Annotated in this window: 21 protein-coding genes; 11 read left to right on the top strand and 10 right to left on the bottom strand. The window is 72.5% G+C overall.

The annotated features are described in order from the left end of the window. Nucleotides 1-60: 60 nt before the first annotated feature. The 3 genes from MID12_RS27150 to MID12_RS27160 form a co-directional block, all read right to left on the bottom strand. A complete protein-coding gene (locus MID12_RS27150; protein WP_411577013.1) occupies nucleotides 61-1092 on the bottom strand; it encodes a CopD family protein in 1032 nt (343 codons plus the stop codon). A 414-nt stretch (nucleotides 1093-1506) separates the two neighbouring features. Further along, nucleotides 1507-3045, bottom strand: a complete 1539-nt coding sequence (locus MID12_RS27155; RefSeq protein ID WP_263171418.1) for a S8 family peptidase — start codon at nucleotides 3043-3045, stop codon at nucleotides 1507-1509. Between the two features lie 344 nt (nucleotides 3046-3389). Further along, nucleotides 3390-4913, bottom strand: coding sequence for a S8 family peptidase (locus tag MID12_RS27160; RefSeq protein ID WP_263171421.1), 1524 nt, complete (start codon nucleotides 4911-4913; stop codon nucleotides 3390-3392). A 366-nt stretch (nucleotides 4914-5279) separates the two neighbouring features. On the opposite strand from MID12_RS27160, the gene MID12_RS27165 reads away from it, so the two are divergent. From MID12_RS27165 to moaA, 3 genes are all read left to right on the top strand, one after another. Beyond that, entirely contained in the window at nucleotides 5280-5648 is a 369-nt protein-coding gene (locus tag MID12_RS27165; protein ID WP_040254727.1) for a DUF485 domain-containing protein, read from the top strand. Continuing rightward, entirely contained in the window at nucleotides 5645-7264 is a 1620-nt protein-coding gene (locus MID12_RS27170; RefSeq protein ID WP_040254729.1) for a cation acetate symporter, read from the top strand. Before MID12_RS27165 ends, MID12_RS27170 begins: the two co-directional genes overlap by 4 nt. A gap of 157 nt (nucleotides 7265-7421) precedes the next feature. Then, entirely contained in the window at nucleotides 7422-8411 is a 990-nt protein-coding gene (gene moaA / locus MID12_RS27175; protein WP_040258391.1) for a GTP 3',8-cyclase MoaA, read from the top strand. 64 nt (nucleotides 8412-8475) lie between these two features. On the opposite strand, the gene MID12_RS27180 is transcribed toward moaA, so the two are convergent. Both MID12_RS27180 and MID12_RS27185 read right to left on the bottom strand, forming a co-directional pair. Continuing rightward, nucleotides 8476-8715: a hypothetical protein gene (locus tag MID12_RS27180; protein ID WP_040254730.1), complete on the bottom strand. Its 240-nt coding sequence runs from the start codon at nucleotides 8713-8715 to the stop codon at nucleotides 8476-8478. A 291-nt stretch (nucleotides 8716-9006) separates the two neighbouring features. Then, nucleotides 9007-9129, bottom strand: a complete 123-nt coding sequence (locus MID12_RS27185; protein ID WP_257786953.1) for a hypothetical protein — start codon at nucleotides 9127-9129, stop codon at nucleotides 9007-9009. A gap of 332 nt (nucleotides 9130-9461) precedes the next feature. Between MID12_RS27185 and MID12_RS27190 the strand changes: the two genes are divergently transcribed. After that, nucleotides 9462-10139, top strand: coding sequence for a hypothetical protein (locus MID12_RS27190; protein WP_145945178.1), 678 nt, complete (start codon nucleotides 9462-9464; stop codon nucleotides 10137-10139). 328 nt (nucleotides 10140-10467) lie between these two features. Here MID12_RS27190 and MID12_RS27195 read toward each other — a convergent pair whose 3' ends face one another. Then, on the bottom strand, nucleotides 10468-10857 hold the full coding sequence (locus MID12_RS27195; protein ID WP_040254735.1) for a DUF3099 domain-containing protein: 390 nt from the start codon (nucleotides 10855-10857) through the stop codon (nucleotides 10468-10470). 257 nt (nucleotides 10858-11114) lie between these two features. Here MID12_RS27195 and MID12_RS27200 point away from each other — a divergent pair, with 257 nt between their 5' ends. Continuing rightward, nucleotides 11115-11408: a GlsB/YeaQ/YmgE family stress response membrane protein gene (locus MID12_RS27200; protein ID WP_040254737.1), complete on the top strand. Its 294-nt coding sequence runs from the start codon at nucleotides 11115-11117 to the stop codon at nucleotides 11406-11408. A 118-nt stretch (nucleotides 11409-11526) separates the two neighbouring features. Here MID12_RS27200 and tyrS read toward each other — a convergent pair whose 3' ends face one another. The 3 genes from tyrS to MID12_RS27215 all read right to left on the bottom strand — a co-directional run bounded on the left by tyrS (nucleotide 11527) and on the right by MID12_RS27215 (nucleotide 15781). Then, nucleotides 11527-12789: a tyrosine--tRNA ligase gene (gene tyrS / locus MID12_RS27205; RefSeq protein ID WP_040254739.1), complete on the bottom strand. Its 1263-nt coding sequence runs from the start codon at nucleotides 12787-12789 to the stop codon at nucleotides 11527-11529. A 71-nt stretch (nucleotides 12790-12860) separates the two neighbouring features. After that, nucleotides 12861-14261, bottom strand: coding sequence for a metallopeptidase TldD-related protein (locus MID12_RS27210; RefSeq protein ID WP_040254741.1), 1401 nt, complete (start codon nucleotides 14259-14261; stop codon nucleotides 12861-12863). Further along, nucleotides 14258-15781, bottom strand: coding sequence for a TldD/PmbA family protein (locus MID12_RS27215; RefSeq protein WP_040254743.1), 1524 nt, complete (start codon nucleotides 15779-15781; stop codon nucleotides 14258-14260). The genes MID12_RS27210 and MID12_RS27215 overlap by 4 nt, the downstream gene beginning before the upstream one ends. A gap of 267 nt (nucleotides 15782-16048) precedes the next feature. On the opposite strand from MID12_RS27215, the gene fabG reads away from it, so the two are divergent. From fabG to MID12_RS27230, 3 genes are all read left to right on the top strand, one after another. Further along, a complete protein-coding gene (fabG, locus tag MID12_RS27220) occupies nucleotides 16049-16753 on the top strand; it encodes a 3-oxoacyl-[acyl-carrier-protein] reductase (RefSeq protein ID WP_040254745.1) in 705 nt (234 codons plus the stop codon). Between the two features lie 5 nt (nucleotides 16754-16758). Then, nucleotides 16759-17526: an enoyl-ACP reductase FabI gene (gene fabI / locus MID12_RS27225; RefSeq protein ID WP_040254748.1), complete on the top strand. Its 768-nt coding sequence runs from the start codon at nucleotides 16759-16761 to the stop codon at nucleotides 17524-17526. Between the two features lie 197 nt (nucleotides 17527-17723). Further along, nucleotides 17724-18113: a hypothetical protein gene (locus MID12_RS27230; protein ID WP_052482655.1), complete on the top strand. Its 390-nt coding sequence runs from the start codon at nucleotides 17724-17726 to the stop codon at nucleotides 18111-18113. A gap of 23 nt (nucleotides 18114-18136) precedes the next feature. Here MID12_RS27230 and MID12_RS27235 read toward each other — a convergent pair whose 3' ends face one another. Then, nucleotides 18137-18844: a FadR/GntR family transcriptional regulator gene (locus MID12_RS27235; protein WP_040254750.1), complete on the bottom strand. Its 708-nt coding sequence runs from the start codon at nucleotides 18842-18844 to the stop codon at nucleotides 18137-18139. Nucleotides 18845-18962: 118 nt separating this feature from the next. Between MID12_RS27235 and MID12_RS27240 the strand changes: the two genes are divergently transcribed. The 3 genes from MID12_RS27240 to MID12_RS27250 all read left to right on the top strand — a co-directional run bounded on the left by MID12_RS27240 (nucleotide 18963) and on the right by MID12_RS27250 (nucleotide 20875). Further along, complete coding sequence (locus MID12_RS27240; RefSeq protein ID WP_263171429.1) at nucleotides 18963-20279, top strand: CynX/NimT family MFS transporter; 1317 nt, start codon at nucleotides 18963-18965, stop codon at nucleotides 20277-20279. 63 nt (nucleotides 20280-20342) lie between these two features. Further along, nucleotides 20343-20459: an SGM_5486 family transporter-associated protein gene (locus tag MID12_RS27245; RefSeq protein WP_252100559.1), complete on the top strand. Its 117-nt coding sequence runs from the start codon at nucleotides 20343-20345 to the stop codon at nucleotides 20457-20459. A 206-nt stretch (nucleotides 20460-20665) separates the two neighbouring features. Continuing rightward, the gene (locus MID12_RS27250) at nucleotides 20666-20875 is read left to right on the top strand and encodes a hypothetical protein (RefSeq protein WP_040254754.1); all 210 of its coding nucleotides are present in this window, start codon (nucleotides 20666-20668) and stop codon (nucleotides 20873-20875) included. Nucleotides 20876-20948 lie beyond the last annotated feature (73 nt).

Genomic DNA, 20948 nt, shown 5'->3' on the forward strand with positions numbered 1-20948 from the left:
CGGTTGGTCCCCGCCGCGGGCCGGTCAGCGGGTTGCCGGCGCTCGGCAGTCGCCGCCGGCCTACCAGTGGATCGGCAGCGGCATCGCGGTCAGGAGCGCGCTCGCCACGACCACCGCGGCGAGCAGGACCACCTCGGCGCGGGCCGGGACACCGGCGCTCAGCGGGTCGGCGGCGCGGCTCAGGCGCAGCCGGGCGGCGAGGGCGAGCAGCGCCACCACGGCGACGAGCAGCACCTTGGCGCACAGGGTCCGCCCGTACCCGGTGGTGAAGAGCTGGTCGAGGACGGTCTCCGGCGGCATCCGGCGCAGCGTGCTGCACACCCCGGTCGCGGTGAGCGCCGCGAGCAGCAGGCCCGCCGCCCGCGCGTACCGCCCGAGCAGGGCGACCGCCTCCCCGGGGTGCGCGGCCCGCCAGGCCCGCTGACGGCGCAGTACGTACAGGAGTCCGCCCGCCCAGGCCGCCGCGCAGCTCAGGTGGACCACCGTCAGGGCGCTGCCGAACAGGGCGGATTCCTCGGTCGGCGGGTGGGCGCGCAGGGCCTCGGCGAGTACCACCGCGGCGGGCGGCAGCAGGCGCACCAGCGGGCTCCGCGCGCCCCCGAGCAGCCAGGCGAAGACGAAGGCGTTGACCTCGACCAGCGCGAGCATCCCCTCGCGGCTGCGGGAGAGGGCGCCGAAGTCGATGTCGTGGAGGTGGTGCGGCAGCAGATTGCCGGTGGAGACGATGGCGGCGAGCCCGAGCGCGGCGAGCACTCCGGCCCCGGCCGCGTACGGGGTCCAGGACCGGACGCCGGGCAGCGCCCGCGCTCCGGGGATCCGGCGGGCCAGCGACTCCGCGAAGACCTCGCCGATCTGGAGGCAGAGGGCCCCGAAGAGCACGGCGCGCAGCAGCGAGAGGGTACGGGTCGCGGGTACCGCCGCCTCGCCGGTGCCGTCCAGCGCTGCGGCGGGGCCGAAGAGGGGTATCAGGGCCGCGAGGGTCACCAGGGCCAGTACGGCGAGGATGCGCGGCGCGGCGGTGGGCGGCGGCGGGGTGGAGACCGGCCCGGGGACCGCAGGGGTGGGCGCGGCGGTGTTCTGGGGTCGGCTCACCGCACGATCTTCACCGGGGTTCGATGGTGTGGGCAAGCGGTGAAGGTCAGACGTGTGGGGCGGGGGATCGTCTTGGGGCTGGGGCTGGGGCTGGGGCTGGGGCTGGGGCTGGGGCTGGGGCTGGGGTCGGGATCGGGGGCGGAGTTGGCTCTGCGCCGGGCTCGGGTGGGCAAGGTTAGACCGGGCAAAGCAAGGCCGGGCTCGGCTGGCGGACGGTTGGTGACTGGTGACTGGTGACTGGTGACTGGTGACTGGTGACTGGTGACTGGCGGCTGACAGGTGGCAGATAACGGATGACAGATATCAATATCCGTCATCCGTCATCTGTTGCCTGTCACCTGCCGTGCGACCAACCACCGAACGGCGTCAACTCACCACCGACCAGCGCCAACTCACCGCCCGCACAGCCCCCGCCTACCGCCGGACCGCGTCCAGCGCGTCCGCCACGCCCACCCCATAGAACCCGTTCCGGTTCTTGCCGCCCTCGCAGACCGCGTCGATCTTGCCGTCGCCGTCGATGTCGTACGGGTCGGTGCAGGGCACCGCGTCCGCCTCGGCGTAGAGCAGGGCCTTGACGAGGGCGGGCGGGGCGTAGGGGTGGCGGGACTTGATGAGGGCGGCGACGCCCGCGACATGCGGGGAGGCCATCGAGGTGCCGGCCATGTAGCCCCACTTGCCGCCGGGCAGCGGGCCGAGGATCAGCCCGCTGGTGGCGGGCGGCTCGGGGGTCTGGTAGGCGGTGGAGTCGCCGCCGGGCGCGGCGATGTCGACGACGCCCAGGCCGTGGTTGGAGAAGGAGGACTTGAGGCCCTTGGCTCCGGTGGAGGCGACGGTGACGACGCCCGGCAGCTGGGTCGGGATGTCGAAGCACTCCGAGGGGTCGACGGTGCGCTCGCCGGGGGTGGTGTCGTTCGGGCTGGAGGGGTCCACCAGCTCCTCGGCGGCCAGGTCGAAGTTCTCGTTGCCCGCGGCGGCGACGTTCACCGCGCCCTTCTTCTCCGCGTAGCGCGTGGCCCGGGTGATCGCCTCGACCAGCGCCTTCTGGTCCGGGTCGGCGACGCAGTTGAAGTACCAGGGGTCGGTGAAGTAGCTGTTGTTGGTGACGTCCGCGCCGTGCTCGGCGGCCCAGACGAAGCCGCAGACCACGGCCTCCGCGTAGAAGAAGCCGTCCGGGTTGCCGACCTTGATGCCGGAGACCTTCACGCCCGGCGCGACACCGGTGACGCCGACGCCGTTCTTGGCGGCCGCGATCTCGCCCGCGACATGGGTGCCGTGCGGGCTCTCGCCGCTCTTCGGGCGCCAGGCGCCGTCCGCCGTGTCGGCCTTGCCGTCGACGCAGTCGACGGAACCCGCGCGGTCGAAGTTGGGCGCGATGTCGGGGTGGGTGTCGTCGACCCCGGTGTCCAGGACGGCGACGGTGACCCGGTCGCTGCCGAGGGTCTTCTTGTGCGCCTTGTCCGCCTTGATGGCGGGCAGGTCCCACTGCTGCGGCTCCAGCGGGTCCTGGCCCGGCTCCGCCTCGGCGGCGAGCGCCCTGGTCTGCTTCTCGGTGAGCACCTTCGGGGTGCCGACGTCGGTGGTGGACTGCGCGGGCAGCGGGGCGGTACGGGTCGCCCCGGCCGAGTGCACGCCGCGTACCGCGCGGACCGTCTCGGCGAAGGCGGGGTCGGCGGAGGTCGCCACGACGACGCCGATCCGGTCGTAGGAGGCGACGACGGTGCCGCCCGCCTTGGCTATCGCCTTGCGCAGGGCGGCCGAAGGCCCGTGCCCGGGGCGGATGTTGACGACATAGCTGAGGGTGCCCTCGGCGGCGGCGCCCTTCGCCTCGGTGGCGCTCGGCACCGGCGCGGGCGCGGCGGAGGCGCTGACCGCGGGCCACAGGGCGAGCGCGGAGACGACGGCGACGCCGAGCGGTACGGCGGTTCTGCGGGAGCGGATCAGGGGACGGGACATGGCTTCTCCGTAGGGGGTGAAGGGGGTGAGGCGGTGAGTCCGCGGGGGGACCGGTGAGCCGACCGGCCGACGGGGTCGGCAGGCCGGTGGGAGCGGCACGGCGGTGAGGGGGCCGGGGTGGGAGGGGCGCCGCGGACGCAAGGAGTGCGGCCGACCGGATGCCAGGTCCAGCCGCACCCCTCCCGAACCGCGTCCGAGCCCCAAGCCCCAAGCCCCAAGGCCCCAGGTCCAAGACGCAAGGCCAGGGACCCGAGGCCCGAGACCCAAGGCCAGGGACCCGAGACCCGAGACCCAAGGCCCGAAGCGCCGGAGGCGCGAAGGCGCGCGCTACGCGCCCCGCCCGGTCAGCGCACCGCGTCGAGCGCGTCCACGATTCCGTGGCCGTAGAAGCCGTTGACCCGCTTGCCGCCCTCGCAGGTGGAGTCGACGGTGCCGTTGCCGTCCGGGTCGTAGGGCTCGGTCGGGCAGCCGGGGTTGTCGGCCTGGGCCGCGAGGAGGAACTGGAGCTGGGCCGGGGTGGCCCGCGGGTGGGCCGACTTCAGCAGCGCGGCGACGCCCGCGGCGTGCGGGGACGCCATCGAAGTGCCTTGCAGATAGCCGTACTTGCCGCCGGGGAGGGTGGAGAGGATGCGGCCGTTCTTCTCCGGGGTGTCCGGGATCTGGTACTTGTCGCCGCCGGGCGCCGCGATGTCGATCACGCCCTTGCCGTAACTGGAGTAGTACGACTTGAGGTCCTGCACACCCGTCGCGCTGACGGTGACCACACCGGGCAACTGGGTGGGGATGTCAAGGCACTTGTGCGGGTCGACGGTGCGCGGCACCGGGGTGGAGTCGTCCGGGCTCGACTCGTCCAGGATCTCGTGCGAGGCGAGGTCGTGGTTGGAGTTCCCGGCCGAGGCGAGGCTGAGCGTGCCCTTGCCGCGGGCGTAGAGCTGCGCCCGGTTCACCGACTCGACGATGGCCTTCTGGTCGGGGTCGGCCAGGCAGTTGTAGAGCCAAGGGTCCACGTAGTAGCTGTTGTTGGTGATCTCGATGCCGTGGTCGGCGGCGAAGACGAAGGCGCAGACGACGTTCTCGGGGTAGAAGAGCCCGTTGTCCGGGTCGCTCACCTTGATACCGGCGACCTTGACGCCGGGGGCGACTCCGGCGACGCCGACGCCGTTGCGGGCGGCCGCGATCTCACCGGCCACATGGGTGCCGTGGTAGTCCTCGTCCGGGTTGTACGGGCGCCAGGCGCCGGGGCTCGTATCGGCCTTGCCGCCCACGCAGTTGGCGGACTGGGCGGCGGAGAAATTGGGCGCCAGGTCGGGGTGGGTGTCGTCCACACCGGTGTCGATGACGCCGACGGTCACCTTGCGGCTGCCCGGGTTGACGCGGGCGGCCTTGTCGGCGCCTATCGCGCGCAGGTCCCACTGGTCGGCTTCGAGCGGCTCGGCGCCCTCGGCGGCGCGGGCCCGGGCGGCGGCGCCCTTCGGCAGGTACTGGGGCGCGCCCTCCTCGGTGGTGGCGGCCGGGGTGAGCGGGGTGGTGCGGGTGGCACCGGCGGACTGCACGCCGGGTACCTCGCGCAGCCGCGGGGCGAAGTCGTCCGCCGCCGAGTGGGCGACGATCACGCCGATCTTCTCGTGCGCGACGACGACGGTGCCGCCGGCCGCGGTGATCGCCTTCTTCACCCTGGCGGCCGTGCCGTGACCGGGCCAGGTGTTGACGACGTAGGCGAGCTCGGGGCCCTTCGCCCCGGTGGTGGCGGTCGCGGGGGCCTGACCGGCGGAGGCCGCCGAGGGCAGCGCGCCGGTGAGGGCCGCGGTGAACGCCAGCGAGAGCGGCACGGCGAGTGCCAGGCCGCGTCTGGAACGGCGATGCGTCATGGGGTGGGGTCTCCACATCATCCGGACTTGGAGGGGCCCGAACAGGATGCTGCCCGGGCAGGTACATGACCGAAAGGTCAGGGTGAAGCTATCTCCGTCCTCGCTGGCCAGCAACGGAATCCCGGAAGAAAACAGGACGTCCGGCCGAAAGCCGCTCGGGCCCGCCCGGATCGAACAGCTGCGAGGAGCTGTCCCCCACCCCCTGTTGGATCACGCCGTAGAGCCCTAACATCGCCAGACGGTTCCGTGATCCAGCTCACTGCGCCGCCCCGGGGCGTGCGTCCGCGCCAGGGCCCCCGGCCCCGGCCCGCCCGCCGCCCCGCCGATATCCGTACGTACCCCTGTGCCGCACCGCGAGGAGAAGCCGTGGCCACCGAACCACCACCGCCGTCGAAGGGCGGCCCGGGCAGCAGGCCTCCGCTGCCCTCCGCAGAGGAGTTCGCCGAGGTGCAGGCCAGCGCCGAATTCCGTGAACTGCGGCACGCCCACCGCTCCTTCGCCTTCCCGCTGACGGTCGCCTTCGTCGCCTGGTACCTGCTCTACGTCCTGCTGTCGAACTACGCGGGCGACTTCATGGGCACCAAGCTCTTCGGCAACATCAATGTCGCCCTGGTGCTCGGCCTCGCCCAGTTCCTGACCACCTTCCTGATCGCCTGGTGGTACTCCCGTCACGCCGCGGCCAAGCTCGACCCGAGGGCCGAGGCGATCAAGTCCCGGATGGAGGGCGGCGCATGAGCCCGGCAATGACCCTCGCCGCGGGTGAGGCAAGCGAGCACCGGCCGCTGATCATCTCGCTCTTCGCGGTCTTCGTCCTGGCCACCCTCGTCATCACCGTGTGGGCGGGCCGCCAGACCAAGGACGCGGCCGACTTCTACGCGGGCGGACGGCAGTTCACCGGTTTCCAGAACGGCCTCGCCGTCTCCGGCGACTACATGTCCGCGGCCTCCTTCCTCGGCATCGCGGGCGCCATCGCCCTCTTCGGCTACGACGGCTTCCTCTACTCCATCGGCTTCCTGGTGGCCTGGCTGGTCGCCCTGCTCCTGGTCGCCGAGCCGCTGCGCAACTCCGGCCGCTACACGATGGGCGACGTCCTCGCCTACCGGATGCGCCAGCGCCCGGTGCGCACCGCCGCCGGCACCTCCACCATCGTGGTGTCGATCTTCTACCTGCTGGCCCAGATGGCGGGCGCGGGCGTGCTGGTCTCGCTGCTGCTCGGCATCACCAGCGACGCGGGCAAGGTCGGCATCGTCGCCCTGGTCGGCGTGCTGATGATCGTCTACGTCACCATCGGCGGGATGAAGGGCACCACCTGGGTGCAGATGGTCAAGGCGGTCCTGCTGATCGCGGGCGCCCTGCTGATCACCTTCCTGGTGCTCCTGAAGTTCGACTTCAACGTCTCCGACCTGCTGGGCTCGGCCGCCGACAACAGCGGCAAGCACTCGGCCTTCCTGGAGCCGGGCCTGAAGTACGGCATCGACTCCACCACCAAGCTCGACTTCCTCTCGCTCGGCATCGCCCTGGTGCTCGGCACCGCCGGACTGCCGCACATCCTGATCCGCTTCTACACGGTGCCCACCGCCAAGGCCGCCCGGAAGTCGGTCAACTGGGCCATCGGCATCATCGGTGTCTTCTACCTGATGACGATCGCGCTCGGCTTCGGCGCCGCCGCACTGATCAAACCCGACGAGATCATCGCCTCCAACAAGGCGGGCAACACGGCGGCGCCCCTGCTCGCCCTGCATCTCGGCGGGGTGGACTCGACCTGGGGCGCGATCCTGCTCGCCTCCATCTCGGCGGTCGCCTTCGCCACCATCCTCGCGGTGGTCGCCGGACTGACCCTGGCCTCGTCCTCCTCCTTCGCCCACGACATCTACGCCAACGTGATCAAGAAGGGCCAGGCCACCGAGAAGCAGGAGGTGCGGGCCGCCCGGTACGCCACCGTGCTCATCGGCATCGTCTCCATCGGCCTCGGCGCCCTCGCCCGCGACCTCAACGTCGCGGGTCTTGTCGCCCTCGCCTTCGCGGTCGCCGCCTCGGCGAACCTGCCCACCATCCTCTACAGCCTCTTCTGGAAGCGCTTCACCACCCAGGGCGCCCTCTGGTCGATCTACGGAGGACTGGTCACCGCGGTCGGCCTGGTGCTCTTCTCGCCGGTCGTCTCCGGCAAGCCGACCTCGATGTTCCCGGACGTCGACTTCCACTGGTTCCCGCTGGAGAACCCGGGCCTGATCTCCATCCCGGTCGGCTTCCTGCTCGGCTGGCTCGGCACCGTCCTGTCCAAGGAGGAGCCGGACACCGCCAAGTACGCCGAATTGGAGGTCCGTTCCCTCACCGGCACCGGCGCCCACTGAGGCTCCCGCACGACCGCATCTGCCGCTCCCGGCCCGACCGGGGGCGGCAGATGCGGTTCCGTCAGCGGAGACGCGTACCCGGGGAGTACCACCGCGGTCACGTACGCTCGACACCAGAGCCCGGCACCACACCGGTTTCCAGGGAAGGGGGCCCGCACTGCTTGCCGACACCTACGGGCGGGTCGCCACCGATCTGCGCGTCTCGCTGACCGACCGCTGCAATCTGCGCTGCACCTACTGCATGCCCGAGCAGGGCCTGCAGTGGCTGGCCAAGCCCGACCTGCTGACCGACGAGGAGATCGTCCGCCTGGTACGGATCGCGGTGGAGCGGCTCGGCATCACCGAGGTGCGCTTCACCGGCGGCGAACCCCTGCTCCGTCCCGGGCTCACCGCCATCCTCACCGAGGCCGCCGCGCTCACCCCGCGCCCCCGGCTCTCCCTCACCACCAACGGCATCGGCCTCGCCCGCACCGCGAGCGCGCTGCGCGAGGCGGGCCTCGACCGGGTCAACGTCTCCCTGGACACCCTGCGCCCCGAGGTCTTCAAGACCCTCACCCGCCGCGACCGGCACCACGACGTCCTCGCCGGCCTCCGCGCGGCCCACGAGGCGGGACTGACCCCCGTGAAGGTCAACGCGGTCCTGATGCCCGGCCTCAACGACGACGAGGCACCCGAACTCCTCGACTGGGCCCTGGCCCACGCCTACGAGCTGCGCTTCATCGAGCAGATGCCGCTGGACGCCCAGCACGGCTGGCAGCGCAGCGGGATGATCACCGCCGAGGACATCCTGGTCTCCCTGCGGCGCCGGTTCACGCTGACCCCGGAGGGGGAGCGGGAGCGCGGCTCCGCCCCGGCCGAGCGCTGGCTGGTGGACGGCGGCCCGGGCCGCGTCGGGGTGATCGCCTCGGTGACCCGGCCCTTCTGCGCGGCCTGCGACCGCACCCGGCTCACCGCCGACGGCCAGATCCGCACCTGCCTCTTCGCCACCGAGGAGACCGATCTGCGCGCGGCCCTGCGCACCGGCGCCGAGGACGCGGAGCTCGCCGCGCTCTGGAGCAAGGCGATGTGGGGCAAGAAGGCGGGCTCCGGACTCGACGACCCGTCCTTCCTCCAGCCCGAGCGCCCGATGTCCGCCATCGGCGGCTGAACTCCCGCCGGGCGCACGGCGGTTGCGCCCTTCGCCCGGTCGGCGCGGAGAGCGGAGGAGGGCCCTAGGAGTCGGTGGCCTCCCACTCCTCCAGCGCCACCACGTCCTTGAGGAAGCCGCGTACGTCCAGGAAGGACGAGAGGTGCGCCCGGTGCTCCTCGCAGGCCAGCCAGGTCTTGCGGCGCTCGGGGGTGTGCAGCTTCGGGTTGTTCCAGGCGAGCACCCAGACGGCGTCGGCGCGGCAGCCCTTGGCCGAGCACTGCGGGTCGGCGGGCGATTCCTCGGGGGAGAGCGGGAGGTTCACGCGGCAAGCCTAGAGGAGCGCGGGCGGGGCCCGGCGGTCACCAGGGGCGGTGGGGCGGGGGAGCCGAGCCGTGCGGAAGGGGGAACAAGAATGTCACCTACCTCCTCGCCGGAGGCGCTCGGCGCGGTAGCCTTACCGGTGCCGTGGACGGTTGCCACCGCTCACGGCGGAGGACCCCGCTCCTGCCAGAGCGAGGCCCTCCGCGCAGTGGTCACGAGTCCGGTCGCCCAAGCTTCGACCGGACTCGCTGCGTGTGCAGCGCCGGTCTCGACCGTCTCATGGGTGGGCGCCCTACTGGACGAACTGCCCCACACATCCCGTGATCGCTACGAGTAAGCCGAGCAGCCCGAGCCAGACCTGCCATTTCTCGGCGCCGGTCCAGGACTTGGGCGACTTCTCCTGACGATCATCCATCCATCTCACCCCCTCACCACGGACGTGCCCGCATGAGACCCCGTACCGGACATACCCGGTAGCGGTTCTTCGCTCCGACGGGGGACGCGGAGCGCGGGAAAGTATGGCATGGGGGATTCCTCGGGGTGCGGCGGAACTTCGCGATTGATCTGAGCTTTTCCTGAGCCTGCGCCGAGGCTCCCGCAGTTCCCCGCCCCCGGGTTTGAGCGCTCTGGTTCGGGTCAGGTGTTCACGGCCCGTAGGTGGGCGTCCGGAGAGTCAGAAGTACAGTAGGGTTCTTCTGAGCAAGGTGTGTCATGCTCCGGTCAAGCGAACGCCCAAGGAGGAACGGTATGGCTGCCGGTACGACTCTCGGACGCGTGCGTCGGTGGACGCTGCGCACATCGGTTCTGGGTCTGGCCGCGGGCGCGGCCTTCACGGTCACGGCGGCCCCGCAGGCCACCGCGGCCCGCGATGTGGCCCTGATCCTCGACTACACCGTGGCCAAGGACTGCCGGGTGTACGAGAACTACCCCAAGGACGGCGTCATCGGGAACGACCCGGCCTGGCGCATCGCCCCGGGGGAGGTCGTCGCCTGGCGCTACAACGTCAACGGCAACTACGCGATGATCAGCGACAAGAAGCACCGCAGCAGCTCGACGCACGCCTGGTGGGGCTTTGTCGACCCGACCTGCATCGGCACCTCGATCGGCGGCGAGCCCTTCCCGACCCCGGACAGCTCCTACCCGGCCGGTGAGCCGGTGCCGCAGCGGATCCTGGAGGGCCGCAGCGCCGTCGAGGCGGACCACTACCGCACCGTCGACTTCCGGGTCGCGCCCGGCACCGTGGTCGACGACCGCCAGGAGATCCGCAGCAAGGGCACCCTGCGCGACGCCGCCAACCGCTTCGTCATCGGCAACGTCAAGCCCGGCTGGCACGTCCACCGGACCGCCGAGCGCAACGCGGGCTGGACCAAGGTCTACGTCCCGAACGCCCAGCGCTGGGGCTGGGTGCAGGACATCCACTTCTGACCGGCGGCACGACCGGCGGTCCTCCGGCACTGCGAGGCGCCGGTGCCATGCCCCCATGCCCCTGGTGCCCCCGTGACGGCCTCCGCCGCGCGGGGGCACCAGGGGCTCTGCCGCCCCGGAACGCGGCGACGCCGGGCAGCCACGGGGGGAGCTGCCCGGCGTCGGTCAGTCGCTCCGACGGGGGATGCGGAGCGCTCAAGAAGTATGTCACGGGGTGCCCTGCGCCGACCCCCCCAACAACCACATTGATCTGAGCTTTTCTTGAGCTGGACAAGGGTCCCCGGTAAAGCCCTGTTCAGCTCGGGTCGAGGCCCCGGTCAGGCCCCGTTCAGTGCGGTTCGGCCGCCGTCCCGGGCGCTGCGGCACCCGGCATCGAGGCCCCGGCGGGAGGCGCCGAGGCGGTCGGCTCGCGGGGGATCACCGTACCCAGCATGGGCCGACTCGGCGGCGGCAGAACGGTCTTGGGGAGTACGGGGGCGTTCTCGCGGCCCGCGTTGGCGATGACCACGGCCGCGTACGGCAGCAGCACCCCGAGGATCAGGCAGACGACCGCGATGTGGCGCTGCACGTCCCAGAGCACGGCGGTGAGGATGACGGAGACCGTGCGCACGCCCATCGAGATCACGTACCGGCGCTGCCTGCCGCGCACATCCTCCGCGAGGCCCTGCCGTGCGCCCGTGATGCGGAAGACCTGAGGGCTGTTCTGCTGCCTGCGCATGGATGACCTCACCTGCCGTCGCTCGCCCGGACCTGCCCACAGCCCGAACCGCGCGACGGCCCGAACAGCACCACGGTACGCCGCGTACCGCCCGCATTCGAGACCGGGGCGCCGCTTCGTCCGCATCACGCCGCACCGTGGCCGGTGCCGTACGGGCGCCGCGGGCCGTCCGTACGCCGCCTCCCGGAATGCGCCCGAGGAGGTATCGGCCGACACTGGCACCACATGCGTCGAGAGCGCCACCTTGAGGAGGCGACATGGGCTGGTTGTGGGCCATCATCGTGGGCTTCGTGCTCGGTCTCATCGCGAAGGCCATCATCCCCGGTAAGCAGCAGATCCCCCTGTGGATGACGACGATCCTGGGTATCGGCGGTGCCGTGCTCGGCAACGCGGTCGCCCGCTGGGCCGGAGTGGACACCACCGCCGGCATCGACTGGTGGCGCCATGCCTTCCAGCTCGCGGGCGCGGTGCTCCTGGTCTGGCTCGGCGAGATGGCCTGGCTGGCCATGCACCGCAACAAGGGCGCCGGGCAAGGGCGTTCACGGGCCTGAGCGGGCCCCGGTGCGCCCGCCGCCGTGGCAGCGGGCGCACCCGGGTGCACGTGCGAGAGGGCCGGTACCGCGTACGGAACGCGCTACCGGCCCTCTCGTCACTCGTGCGCCCGAGGCCTCAGCCGGTGATCTCCACCGCCGCGAGGTTCTTCTTGCCCCGCCGCAGCACCAGCCACCTGCCGTGCAGCAGGTCCCCGGTCCCCGGCACCGCGTCCTCGGCGGTGACCTTGGCGTTGTTCACGTAGGCGCCGCCCTCCTTCACGGTGCGCCGCGCCGCGGACTTGCTCTGCACGAGCCCGACCTCCGCGAACAGGTCCACCACGGGGGCCGGCGCCGCCACCCGGATGCGCGGCAGCTCGAAGAGGGCCGCGGTGAGCGTGGCCTCGTCCAGCTCCGCCAGCTCGCCCTGGCCGAAGAGCGCCTTCGAGGCGGCGATCACCGCGGCGGTCTGGTCGGCGCCGTGCACCAGGGTGGTCAGCTCCTCGGCCAGGGCGCGCTGGGCCGCCCTCGCCTGCGGGCGCTCCTCGGTCTGCCGCTCGAGATCGGTGATCTCCTCGCGGGAGCGGAAGCTGAAGATCCGCAGGAAGCCCGGGACGTCCCGGTCGTCGGCGTTCAGCCAGAACTGGTAGAAGGCGTACGGGGTGGTCAGCTCCGGGTCCAGCCAGACGGTGCCCGACTCGGTCTTGCCGAACTTGGTGCCGTCCGCCTTGGTGATCAGCGGGGTGCCGAGCGCGTGCACCGGGGCGCCCTCGACCCGGTGGATCAGGTCGGTGCCCGCGGTGAGGTTGCCCCACTGGTCGCTGCCGCCGGTCTGCAGGGTGCAGCCGTAGCGCCGGTACAGCTCCAGGAAGTCCATGGCCTGGAGGATCTGGTAGCTGAACTCGGTGTAGCTGATGCCCGCGTCGGAGTTGAGCCGCCGGGCGACGGCCTCCTTCGCGATCATCTTGTTGACCCGGAAGTGCTTGCCCACATCGCGCAGGAAGCTGATCGCGGACAGGCCCGAGGTCCAGTCCAGGTTGTTGACCATCAGCGCGGCGTTCGGGCCCTCGAAGTCGAGGAAGGGCTCGATCTGCGCGCGCAGGCGGCCCACCCAGTCGCCGACCGTCTCGGGGTCGTTCAGGGTGCGCTCCGAGGTCGGCTTCGGGTCGCCGATCAGCCCGGTGGCGCCGCCGACCAGGCCCAGCGGACGGTTGCCCGCCCGCTGGATCCGCCGCATGGTCAGGATCTGCACCAGATTGCCCAGGTGCAGGCTGGGCGCCGTCGGGTCGAAGCCGCAATAGAACGTGACGGGGCCGTCCGCGAACGCCTTGCGCAATGCGTCCTCGTCGGTGGAGAGGGCCAGCAGGCCCCGCCACTTCAGCTCGTCGACGATGTCCGTCACCTTGTCGCGTCTCCTAGGTTGCTGCTGTCCACCGGTCCGGTCCGCTCGCCGGACCGCCGCCGCGTACGAGGTTATACGCCCCGGCTGACCGAGCTCATATGGAAATCCGGCACCCGCAGCGGGGGAGCGGCCGCCCTGGTGAACCAGTCGCTCCACTCCCGGGGCAGGGTCCGCTCGCTGCGGCCCGCCTCGGTGGCCCGGCCGAGCAGGTCCACCGGCGACTCGTTGAAGCGGAAGTTGTTCACCTCGGCGGTGACCTCGCCGTTCTCCACCAGGTAGACCCCGTCCCGGGTCAGCCCGGTGAGCAGCAGCGTCGCCGGGTCCACCTCGCGGATGTACCAGAGGCAGGTCAGCAGCAGCCCGCGCTCGGTGGCGGCGGCCATCTCGGTCAGCGAGCGGGTGCCGCCACCGTCCAGGACGAGGTTGCCGACCGGGGGCGCGAGCGGCAGCCCGGTCAGCCGCGCGCTGTGCCGGGTGGTGGTCAGCCGGGCCAGCTCTCCCTCGTGGATCCAGTCGGTACGGGCGAGCGGCATGCCGTTGTCGAACACCGAGGAGTCGTCCCCGGAGGAGTGCGCGAGCACGAACGGCGCCGATTCCAGGCCCGGTTCGTACGGATCGCTGCGCAGGGTCAGCGGCAGCGGGCTGAGCCGCTCGCCGACCCGGGTGCTCCCGCCGGGGCGCGAGAAGACGGTCCGGCCCTCGGCGGCGTCCCGGGCCGCGGAGGACCACATCTGGTAGACGAGGAGGTCGGCGACGGCGCTCGGCGGCAGCAGGGTCTCGTACCGGCCCGCGGGCAGCTCCACCCGGCGCTCGGCCCAGCCGAGGCGGACCGCCAGCTCCGCGTCCAGCTCCGCCGGGTCGACGTCCCGGAAGTCGCGGGTGGCGCGGCCGGCCCAGGCCGAGCGGCTGCGGTCGGGGGACTTGGCGTTCAGCTCCAGGGTGCCGTTGGGCTGGTCGTGCCGCAGCCGCAGCCCCGTGGAGGTGCCGAGGTAGCTGGTGACCATCTCGTGGTGGGCGAAGCCGTACAGCTCGCGGCCGCCTGCCCGGGCGCGGGCGAAGGACTCGCCGAGCGCCGGGGCGAAGTCCGCGAAGACCGCGGAGGTGGTCTCGGCGGGCGGCTCGGTGAAGTCCGGCGAGGCCGGGGTCCCCTCGACCAGGGGCTGGGCGTCCTCGGCGGGCCCGGCCGCGCGGGCCGCCGCCTCCGCCGCCCGCACCAGCGCCTCCAGGTCCTCGCCGGTGACCGCGGAGCGCGAGACCACCCCGGAGGCGGTGCCCTCGGCGCCGTCCACCGTCGCGATCACGGTGAGGGTGCGGCCGCGGGTCACGCCGTTGGTGGTCAGCGCGTTGCCCGCCCAGCGCAGATTGGCCGAGGACGCCTCGTCGGCGATCACCACGCAGCCGTCGGCGCGGGAGAGGGCGAGGGCGCGCTCGACGGTCTCGTGCGGGGTCTGCGTACGGATGGTCCTGCTCATCGCCCGGCCTCCTGTGCGGTGTTCAAGATGGTGACGCCCCTGAAGAGGGCCGAGGGGCAGCCGTGCGAGACGGCCGCGCCCTGACCGGGCTGCGCCTTCCCGCAGTTGAAGGTGCCGCCGAGGACATAGGTGGAGGGGCCGCCGACGGCCGTCATGGAGCCCCAGAAGTCGGTGGTGGTCGCCTGGTAGGCGACATCGCGCAGCTGGCCGGCGAGGCGCCCGTTCTCGATGCGGTAGAAGCGCTGGCCGGTGAACTGGAAGTTGTAGCGCTGCATGTCGATCGACCAGGAGCGGTCCCCGACCACGTAGATGCCGCGCTCCACCCCGCCGATCAACTCCTCGGTGGACATCCCCGCCGGGTCCGGGCGCAGCGAGACGTTCGCCATCCGCTGGACCGGGACCCGGCCGGGGGAGTCCGCGAAGGCGCAGCCGTTGGAGCGCCCCAGGCCGGTCAGCTTCGCGATGCGCCGGTCGAGCTGGTAGCCGGTCAGGGTGCCGTCCTTGACCAGGTCCCAGGACTGGGCGGCCACCCCCTCGTCGTCGTAGCCGATGGTGGCAAGGCCGTGTTCGGCGGTGCGGTCCCCGGTGACGTTCATCAGCTCGGAGCCGTACCTCAGCTTCCCGAGCTGGTCGAAGGTGGCGAAGGAGGTGCCGGCGTAGGCGGCCTCGTAGCCGAGGGCGCGGTCCAGCTCGGTGGCGTGGCCGACCGACTCGTGGATGGTCAGCCAGAGGTTCGAGGGGTCCACCACCAGGTCGTAGAGGCCCGGCCGCACGCTGGGCGCGCGCATCTTCTCGGCGAGCTGCCCGGGGATGCGCTCCAGTTCGCCGTCCCAGTCCCAGCCGGTGCCGCGCGCGTACTCCCAGCCGCGGCCCGCGGGCGGCGCGAGGGTGCGCATCGACTCGAACTCGCCGCTGGCGGAGTCCACCGCGACGGCGGTGAGTTCCGGGTGCAGCCGCACGCGCTGCTGGGTGGTGACGGTGCCCGCGGTGTCGGCGTAGAACTTGTTCTCGTGGACCGTGCGCAGGGTGGCGTCGGCGTGCGCCACGCCCTCGGCGGCCAGCAGCCGGGCGCTCCACTCGGCGAGCAGCGCGGTCTTCTCCTCGTCCGGCACCGTGAAGGGGTCGATCTCGTACGCGGAGACCCAGGTCCGCTCGGCGTGCACCGGCTCCTCGGCCAGCTCCACGAACTCGTCCGACCCCGCGGCCCTGATGACCTGCGCCGAGAGCTTCGCCATCTCCACCGCCTGCGAGGCCACCCGGGCCGCGGCGTCCATGCTCAGGTCGACACCGGAGGCGAAGCCCCAGCTGCCGCCGTGCACCACGCGGACCGCGTAGCCCAGGTCGGTGGTGTCCGAGGAGCCCGCGAGGCGTGCGTCGCGCAGTCTCAGGCCGGCCGAACGCACCCGCTCGAAACGGAAGTCGGCATGGTCGGCGCCGAGCGCGCGGGCGCGGGCCAGGGCCGCGTCGGCGAGCGCCCGCAGGGGCAGCGCCGTGAAGGATTCGTCCACCTGATGGGGCACGGTCTCTCCTACTCGAAGGGGCACGTTCCGGGTGCGGGCCGGTGCCCCGCCGCGAGGGGCGCACCGGGGCGCGGACCCGAGGAGTCCGCAACCGATCATGTCGTGCGCGGCCCCCGCTGACCACCTCTTTCGCCGGGCGGCGGCCGCGGGGTTTCTGTAGGGATCCGACAGCGCGGCCGAGCAGCCACTGTCGGGTGGCCGATTGCCTCGACCTGCGGGCCAACCGATAGGTTTCGGGTACCAGACCGCTAGTGAAAGGGTGATCCGTTGAGCCGCTCGGTTCTCGTCACCGGAGGAAACCGGGGCATCGGCCTCGCCATCGCCCGTGCCTTCGCGGACGCCGGCGACAAGGTCGCCATCACGTACCGCTCCGGTGAGCCGCCGGCCGGCTTCCTCGCCGTCAAGTGCGACATCACCGACGCGGAACAGGTGGAGCAGGCCTACAAGGAGATCGAGACCGCGCACGGTCCCGTCGAGGTCCTGGTCGCCAACGCCGGTGTCACCAAGGACCAGTTGCTGATGCGGATGTCCGAGGAGGACTTCACCTCCGTGGTGGACACCAACCTCACCGGCACCTTCCGGGTGGTCAAGCGCGCCAACCGCGGCATGCTGCGCGCCAAGAAGGGCCGCGTGGTCCTCATCTCCTCCGTCGTCGGACTGCTCGGCTCGCCGGGGCAGGCCAACTACGCCGCGTCCAAGGCGGGTCTGGTCGGCTTCGCGCGCTCCCTCGCCCGTGAACTCGGCTCCCGCAACCTCACCTTCAACGTCGTCGCCCCGGGCTTCGTGGACACCGACATGACGGCCGCGCTCACCGACGAGCAGCGCGAGTCGATCGTCTCGCAGGTGCCCCTCGGCCGGTACGCCACGGTCGCCGAGGTCGCCGCCGTGGTGCGGTTCCTCGCCTCCGACGACGCCTCGTACATCACTGGAGCCGTCATCCCCGTTGACGGCGGATTGGGCATGGGTCACTGAACGCCATGAGCGGAATCCTCGCCGGAAAGCGCATCCTCATCACCGGAGTGCTGATGGAGTCCTCCATCGCCTTCCACACGGCCAAGGTCGCTCAGGAGCAGGGCGCCGAGATCATCCTGACCGCCTTCCCGCGGCCCACCCTGACCCAGCGCATCGCCAAGAAGCTCCCGAAGCCGGTCGAGGTCATCGAGCTGGACGTCACCGACGACGAGCACCTCGCGCGGGTCGAGGGCATCGTGCGCGAGAAGCTCGGCGGCCTCGACGGCGTCGTGCACTCCATCGGCTTCGCCCCGCAGGACGCGCTGGGCGGCAACTTCCTGAACACCCCCTTCGAGTCGGTGGCCACCGCCATGCACGTCTCGGCGTACTCGCTGAAGTCGCTGACCATGGCCTGCCTGCCGCTGATGGACCAGGGCGGCGCGGTGGTCGGCCTGACCTTCGACGCGCAGTTCGCCTGGCCGCAGTACGACTGGATGGGCCCGGCGAAGGCGGCCCTGGAGGCCACCAGCCGCTACCTCGCCCGCGATCTGGGCAAGCAGAACATCCGCTGCAACCTGGTCTCGGCGGGCCCGATCGGCTCGATGGCCGCGAAGTCGATCCCCGGCTTCAGCGAGCTGGCGGACGTCTGGAACACCCGCTCCCCGCTGGAGTGGGACATGGCCGACCCGGAGCCCGCGGGCCTCGGCGTGGTCGCGCTGCTCTCGGACTTCTTCCCGAAGACCACCGGCGAGATCGTGCACGTCGACGGCGGCGTGCACATGATCGGCGCCTGACCCCGGAACCCTCCGACGCCCCGCCCGGCCGCCCTGTGCGGCCCGGGCGGGGCGTCGCCCGTTCGGGCCAGGCGGGGCGGCGGCGGGCGGCCGTCCGGCGCAGGCTGGGGGCACGGATCTTCCGAGCGGTTTCCCCTTGTGGTGCAGCCGCGGCGGCGCCGAGCGTCCTGCCGCAGTACGGCCGAGGAGGTTCCCTTGTGGGCCCGAACCCGCCCCCGCCCCCGCCGGGCAGGACGCCCGCCCGCGGCAGGCACGCCGAGGCCACCGCCGCCGTCCTCGCCGGACTCGCCCTGCTGCTCGCGCTGCCGGGCGACACCGTGCCCCGGCTCGACCCCCGCCCCGCCGCCCGGGCCGAGGCGCCCTTCGGTGCCGAGTGCCGGCTGCGCACCGCGGGCCCGCGTACCGTCGCCGACTGCCACAACCCGTACCCCGAGACCGACCGGCTGCGGCTGCATCTGGAGTGCGCGCGCTGGTGGGACGTGGACAGCGACGGCGCGGCGGTGGCCGCGGGGCCCGCGCGGACGGTGCGGCTCGACGGGCGCTGCTGGAAGGAGGTCCGCGCGGCCTGGGTCAGCCACCAGCGCTGAGCGGAGGTACGGGGCTGCCGGGTTCAGCCCGTGACGCCGGCCGCCGGGTGGCCGAGGGCGGCGACGGTGCTGCGGCACTGCAGGGGGTAGTGGGCGGCCTCGGCGGCGGCGGTGACCGAGTCGCCGTCCCGGATCGCCTCGACCAGCGGGCGGTGGCTCATCAGGGCCTCCGGCGCCAGGTCCTCGCCCACGTCCTCGCGCAGCCAGGCGCGCAGCACCTCGCCGAGGTCGGCGTACATCGCGCTCAGCGCCTCGTTGTGCGAGGCGGCCACCACCGCGAGGTGGAAGCTGGCGTCGGCGGTCACGAAGGCCTCCAGGTCCCGTGCCTCCCAGGCCGCGTCCCGGCGCCCGAGCAGCGACTCCAGCTGGGCCAGGTCCCGCTCGGTGCGGCGCTCGGCGGCGAGCCCGGCCGCCCCGGACTCCAGGGTGGCCCGCAGCTCCGCGATGTGCCGCGGATCGGTCTGGGCGAACCTGCGGTGCATCACCCCGGCCAGCTCGCTGGTGGCGAGGACATAGGTGCCCGAGCCCTGGCGGATGGCGAGCAGCCCGTTGTGCGCGAGGGCGCGGACCGCCTCCCGGACCGTGTTGCGGGCGACCCCCAGCTGCTCGACCAGCTCGCTCTCGGTGGGGATGCGGGAGCCCACGGGCCATTCACCGGAGGAGATCTGCTGGCGCAGCTCGGCGATCACCTGGTCGGCCAGGGCCGAGCGGCGGGGGTGGCTCAGAGGCATGTCGGTCCTTTGGGCGGGCGGCGTGGCGGACAGTGTGCCGCACGGACGTTTCGTACGTGTGTGAACTCACTGTAAACGCCTGGACAACCAATCATCCCATGATTCTATGATGGGCGTCATGGCTCCCGACCACGCGACCGCCGAGTCCCGGACACCCCGCTCCCGCACCCCCGGGCCCGCCCCGCGAGCGGACGGCACGGGCCTGCCCGGCCGGCTGCCGCGGGTGGTCATGGCCGGCATCGTGCTGGCCGCGCTGAACCTGCGGCCCGCCATCACCAGCTTCGGCGCCCTGCTCGAAGAGGTCCGCGACGGACTCGGCATGAGCGGCACGGTCGCCGGGCTGCTCACCTCGCTGCCCTCGCTCTGCTTCGCCGTCTTCGGGATCATGGCGCCCCGGCTGGCCCGGCGCTTCGGGCCCTCGGCCGTGGTCTGCGCGGGCATGGCCGCGATCGCCGCGGGCCTGCTCATCCGCCCCTACGCGGGCGGCACCCCCGGCTTCCTCGCCGCCACCGCGCTCGCCCTGATGGGCATCGCGGTCAGCAATGTGCTGATGCCGGTGATCGTCAAGCACTGGTTCCCCGAGCGGGTCGGCTCGATGACCGGCCTGTACTCGATGGCCCTCGCCTTCGGCACCGCCTCCGCGGCCGCCGCCACCGTCCCGCTCACCGGGGCGCTCGGCGGCGACTGGCAGCGCGGCCTCGCCACCTGGGCCGCGCTCCCCGCCCTCGCCCTCGTCGCCTGGCTGCCGCTGGCCCGGCTCCGGCGGGACGCGGCCCCGGGTGCGGAGGCCGAGGAGCCCACCGCCCCCGCGGACACCGGGGCCGCCCCCGAGGGCAGGGGACTCCGCCTGGTCCGCAGCCGTACCGCCTGGGCGCTCGCCGTCTTCTTCGGGCTCCAGGCCACCGGCGCCTACGTGACCATGGGCTGGATGGCGCAGATCTTCCGGGACGCCGGGGTCCCCGCGGGCCGGGCCGGGCTGCTGCTCGCCGTCACCATGGTGATGGGGGTGCCGCTGGCCTTCGTCATCCCGCGCCTGGCCTCCCGGCTGCCGCACCAGGGCCCGATCGTGGTCGCCCTCGGCCTGTGCGGGCTCACCGGATACCTGGGGTTGTGGGCGGCCCCCGCGGGCGGTGCCTGGCTCTGGGCGGTGCTGCTCGGCGCCTCCAACTGCGCCTTCCCGCTGGCCCTGACCATGATCGGCATGCGGGCGCGCACCAGCGCCGGGGTCGCGGAGCTGTCCTCCTTCGCGCAGAGCACCGGCTATCTGATCTCCCTGCCGGGACCGCTCCTCGTCGGCGTGCTTTACCAGCACACCGGCGGCTGGCACCTGCCGCTGGCGCTGATGGGCGCGCTGATGCTGCCGCAGATCGCGGTCGGGGTGCTCGCGGGCCGCCCCCGGGTCATCGAGGACGAGGCGGCGCGGGCCCGGGCCTGAGGCGGGTGCGGGCGATCCCGACCCGGGCGCCCGCGCACCGGCCGGGGGTGGGACACTGCCGGTATGCCAGTGCTCGAACCTCATCCCCCGAACGGCCAGAAGAAGCTGCTGCTCGTCTTCGGCGCCATGATCGGCATCACCGTGGTCATCGGCATCATCGCCACCATCGCCTCGCCCTGATCCCGGCACCGGACGCGGCCCGGCCGCCCCGGCCCCGGAGGCCGAACTCCCCGCACCCATGGTGGGGTTAACCCCCCGTCCCCTAGGGGGGCCAGGTCAGGGTGGAGTGGGTGGGTCACCGGATGGGACGCCGACCCGGGATTCCGTAGCTTCGAAGAGTGCCCGCGAGGACGCGGCGCACCAGGAGCGAAGACCACGGAGGCGTCATGTCCGCGCACACCCCGGCACGGGACCAGGGACAGGACCGTATCGAGATCCAGCTGCCCTGGTGGTCCATCGCGCTGCCCGCCGTCGCCTTCGGCGCCCTGCTGCTCCTGCTCCTGAACCCGGCCGAGGCGCACGCCGCGGGCGGCACCACCGCCCTGACCCAGCTCCTCGAACGCCTCCAGGAGGCCTTGGCGAGCCGCGGCGCCTGATCCGCCGCCCTGCCCGGTCCCGGCGGGCGCCGCCGCTCAACTCCCAGCGCCCGGTGGCGCGTTTCATGCGAAG

Source organism: Streptomyces sp. SCSIO ZS0520 (assembly GCF_025643355.1).
GTDB lineage: Bacteria > Actinomycetota > Actinomycetes > Streptomycetales > Streptomycetaceae > Streptomyces > Streptomyces physcomitrii.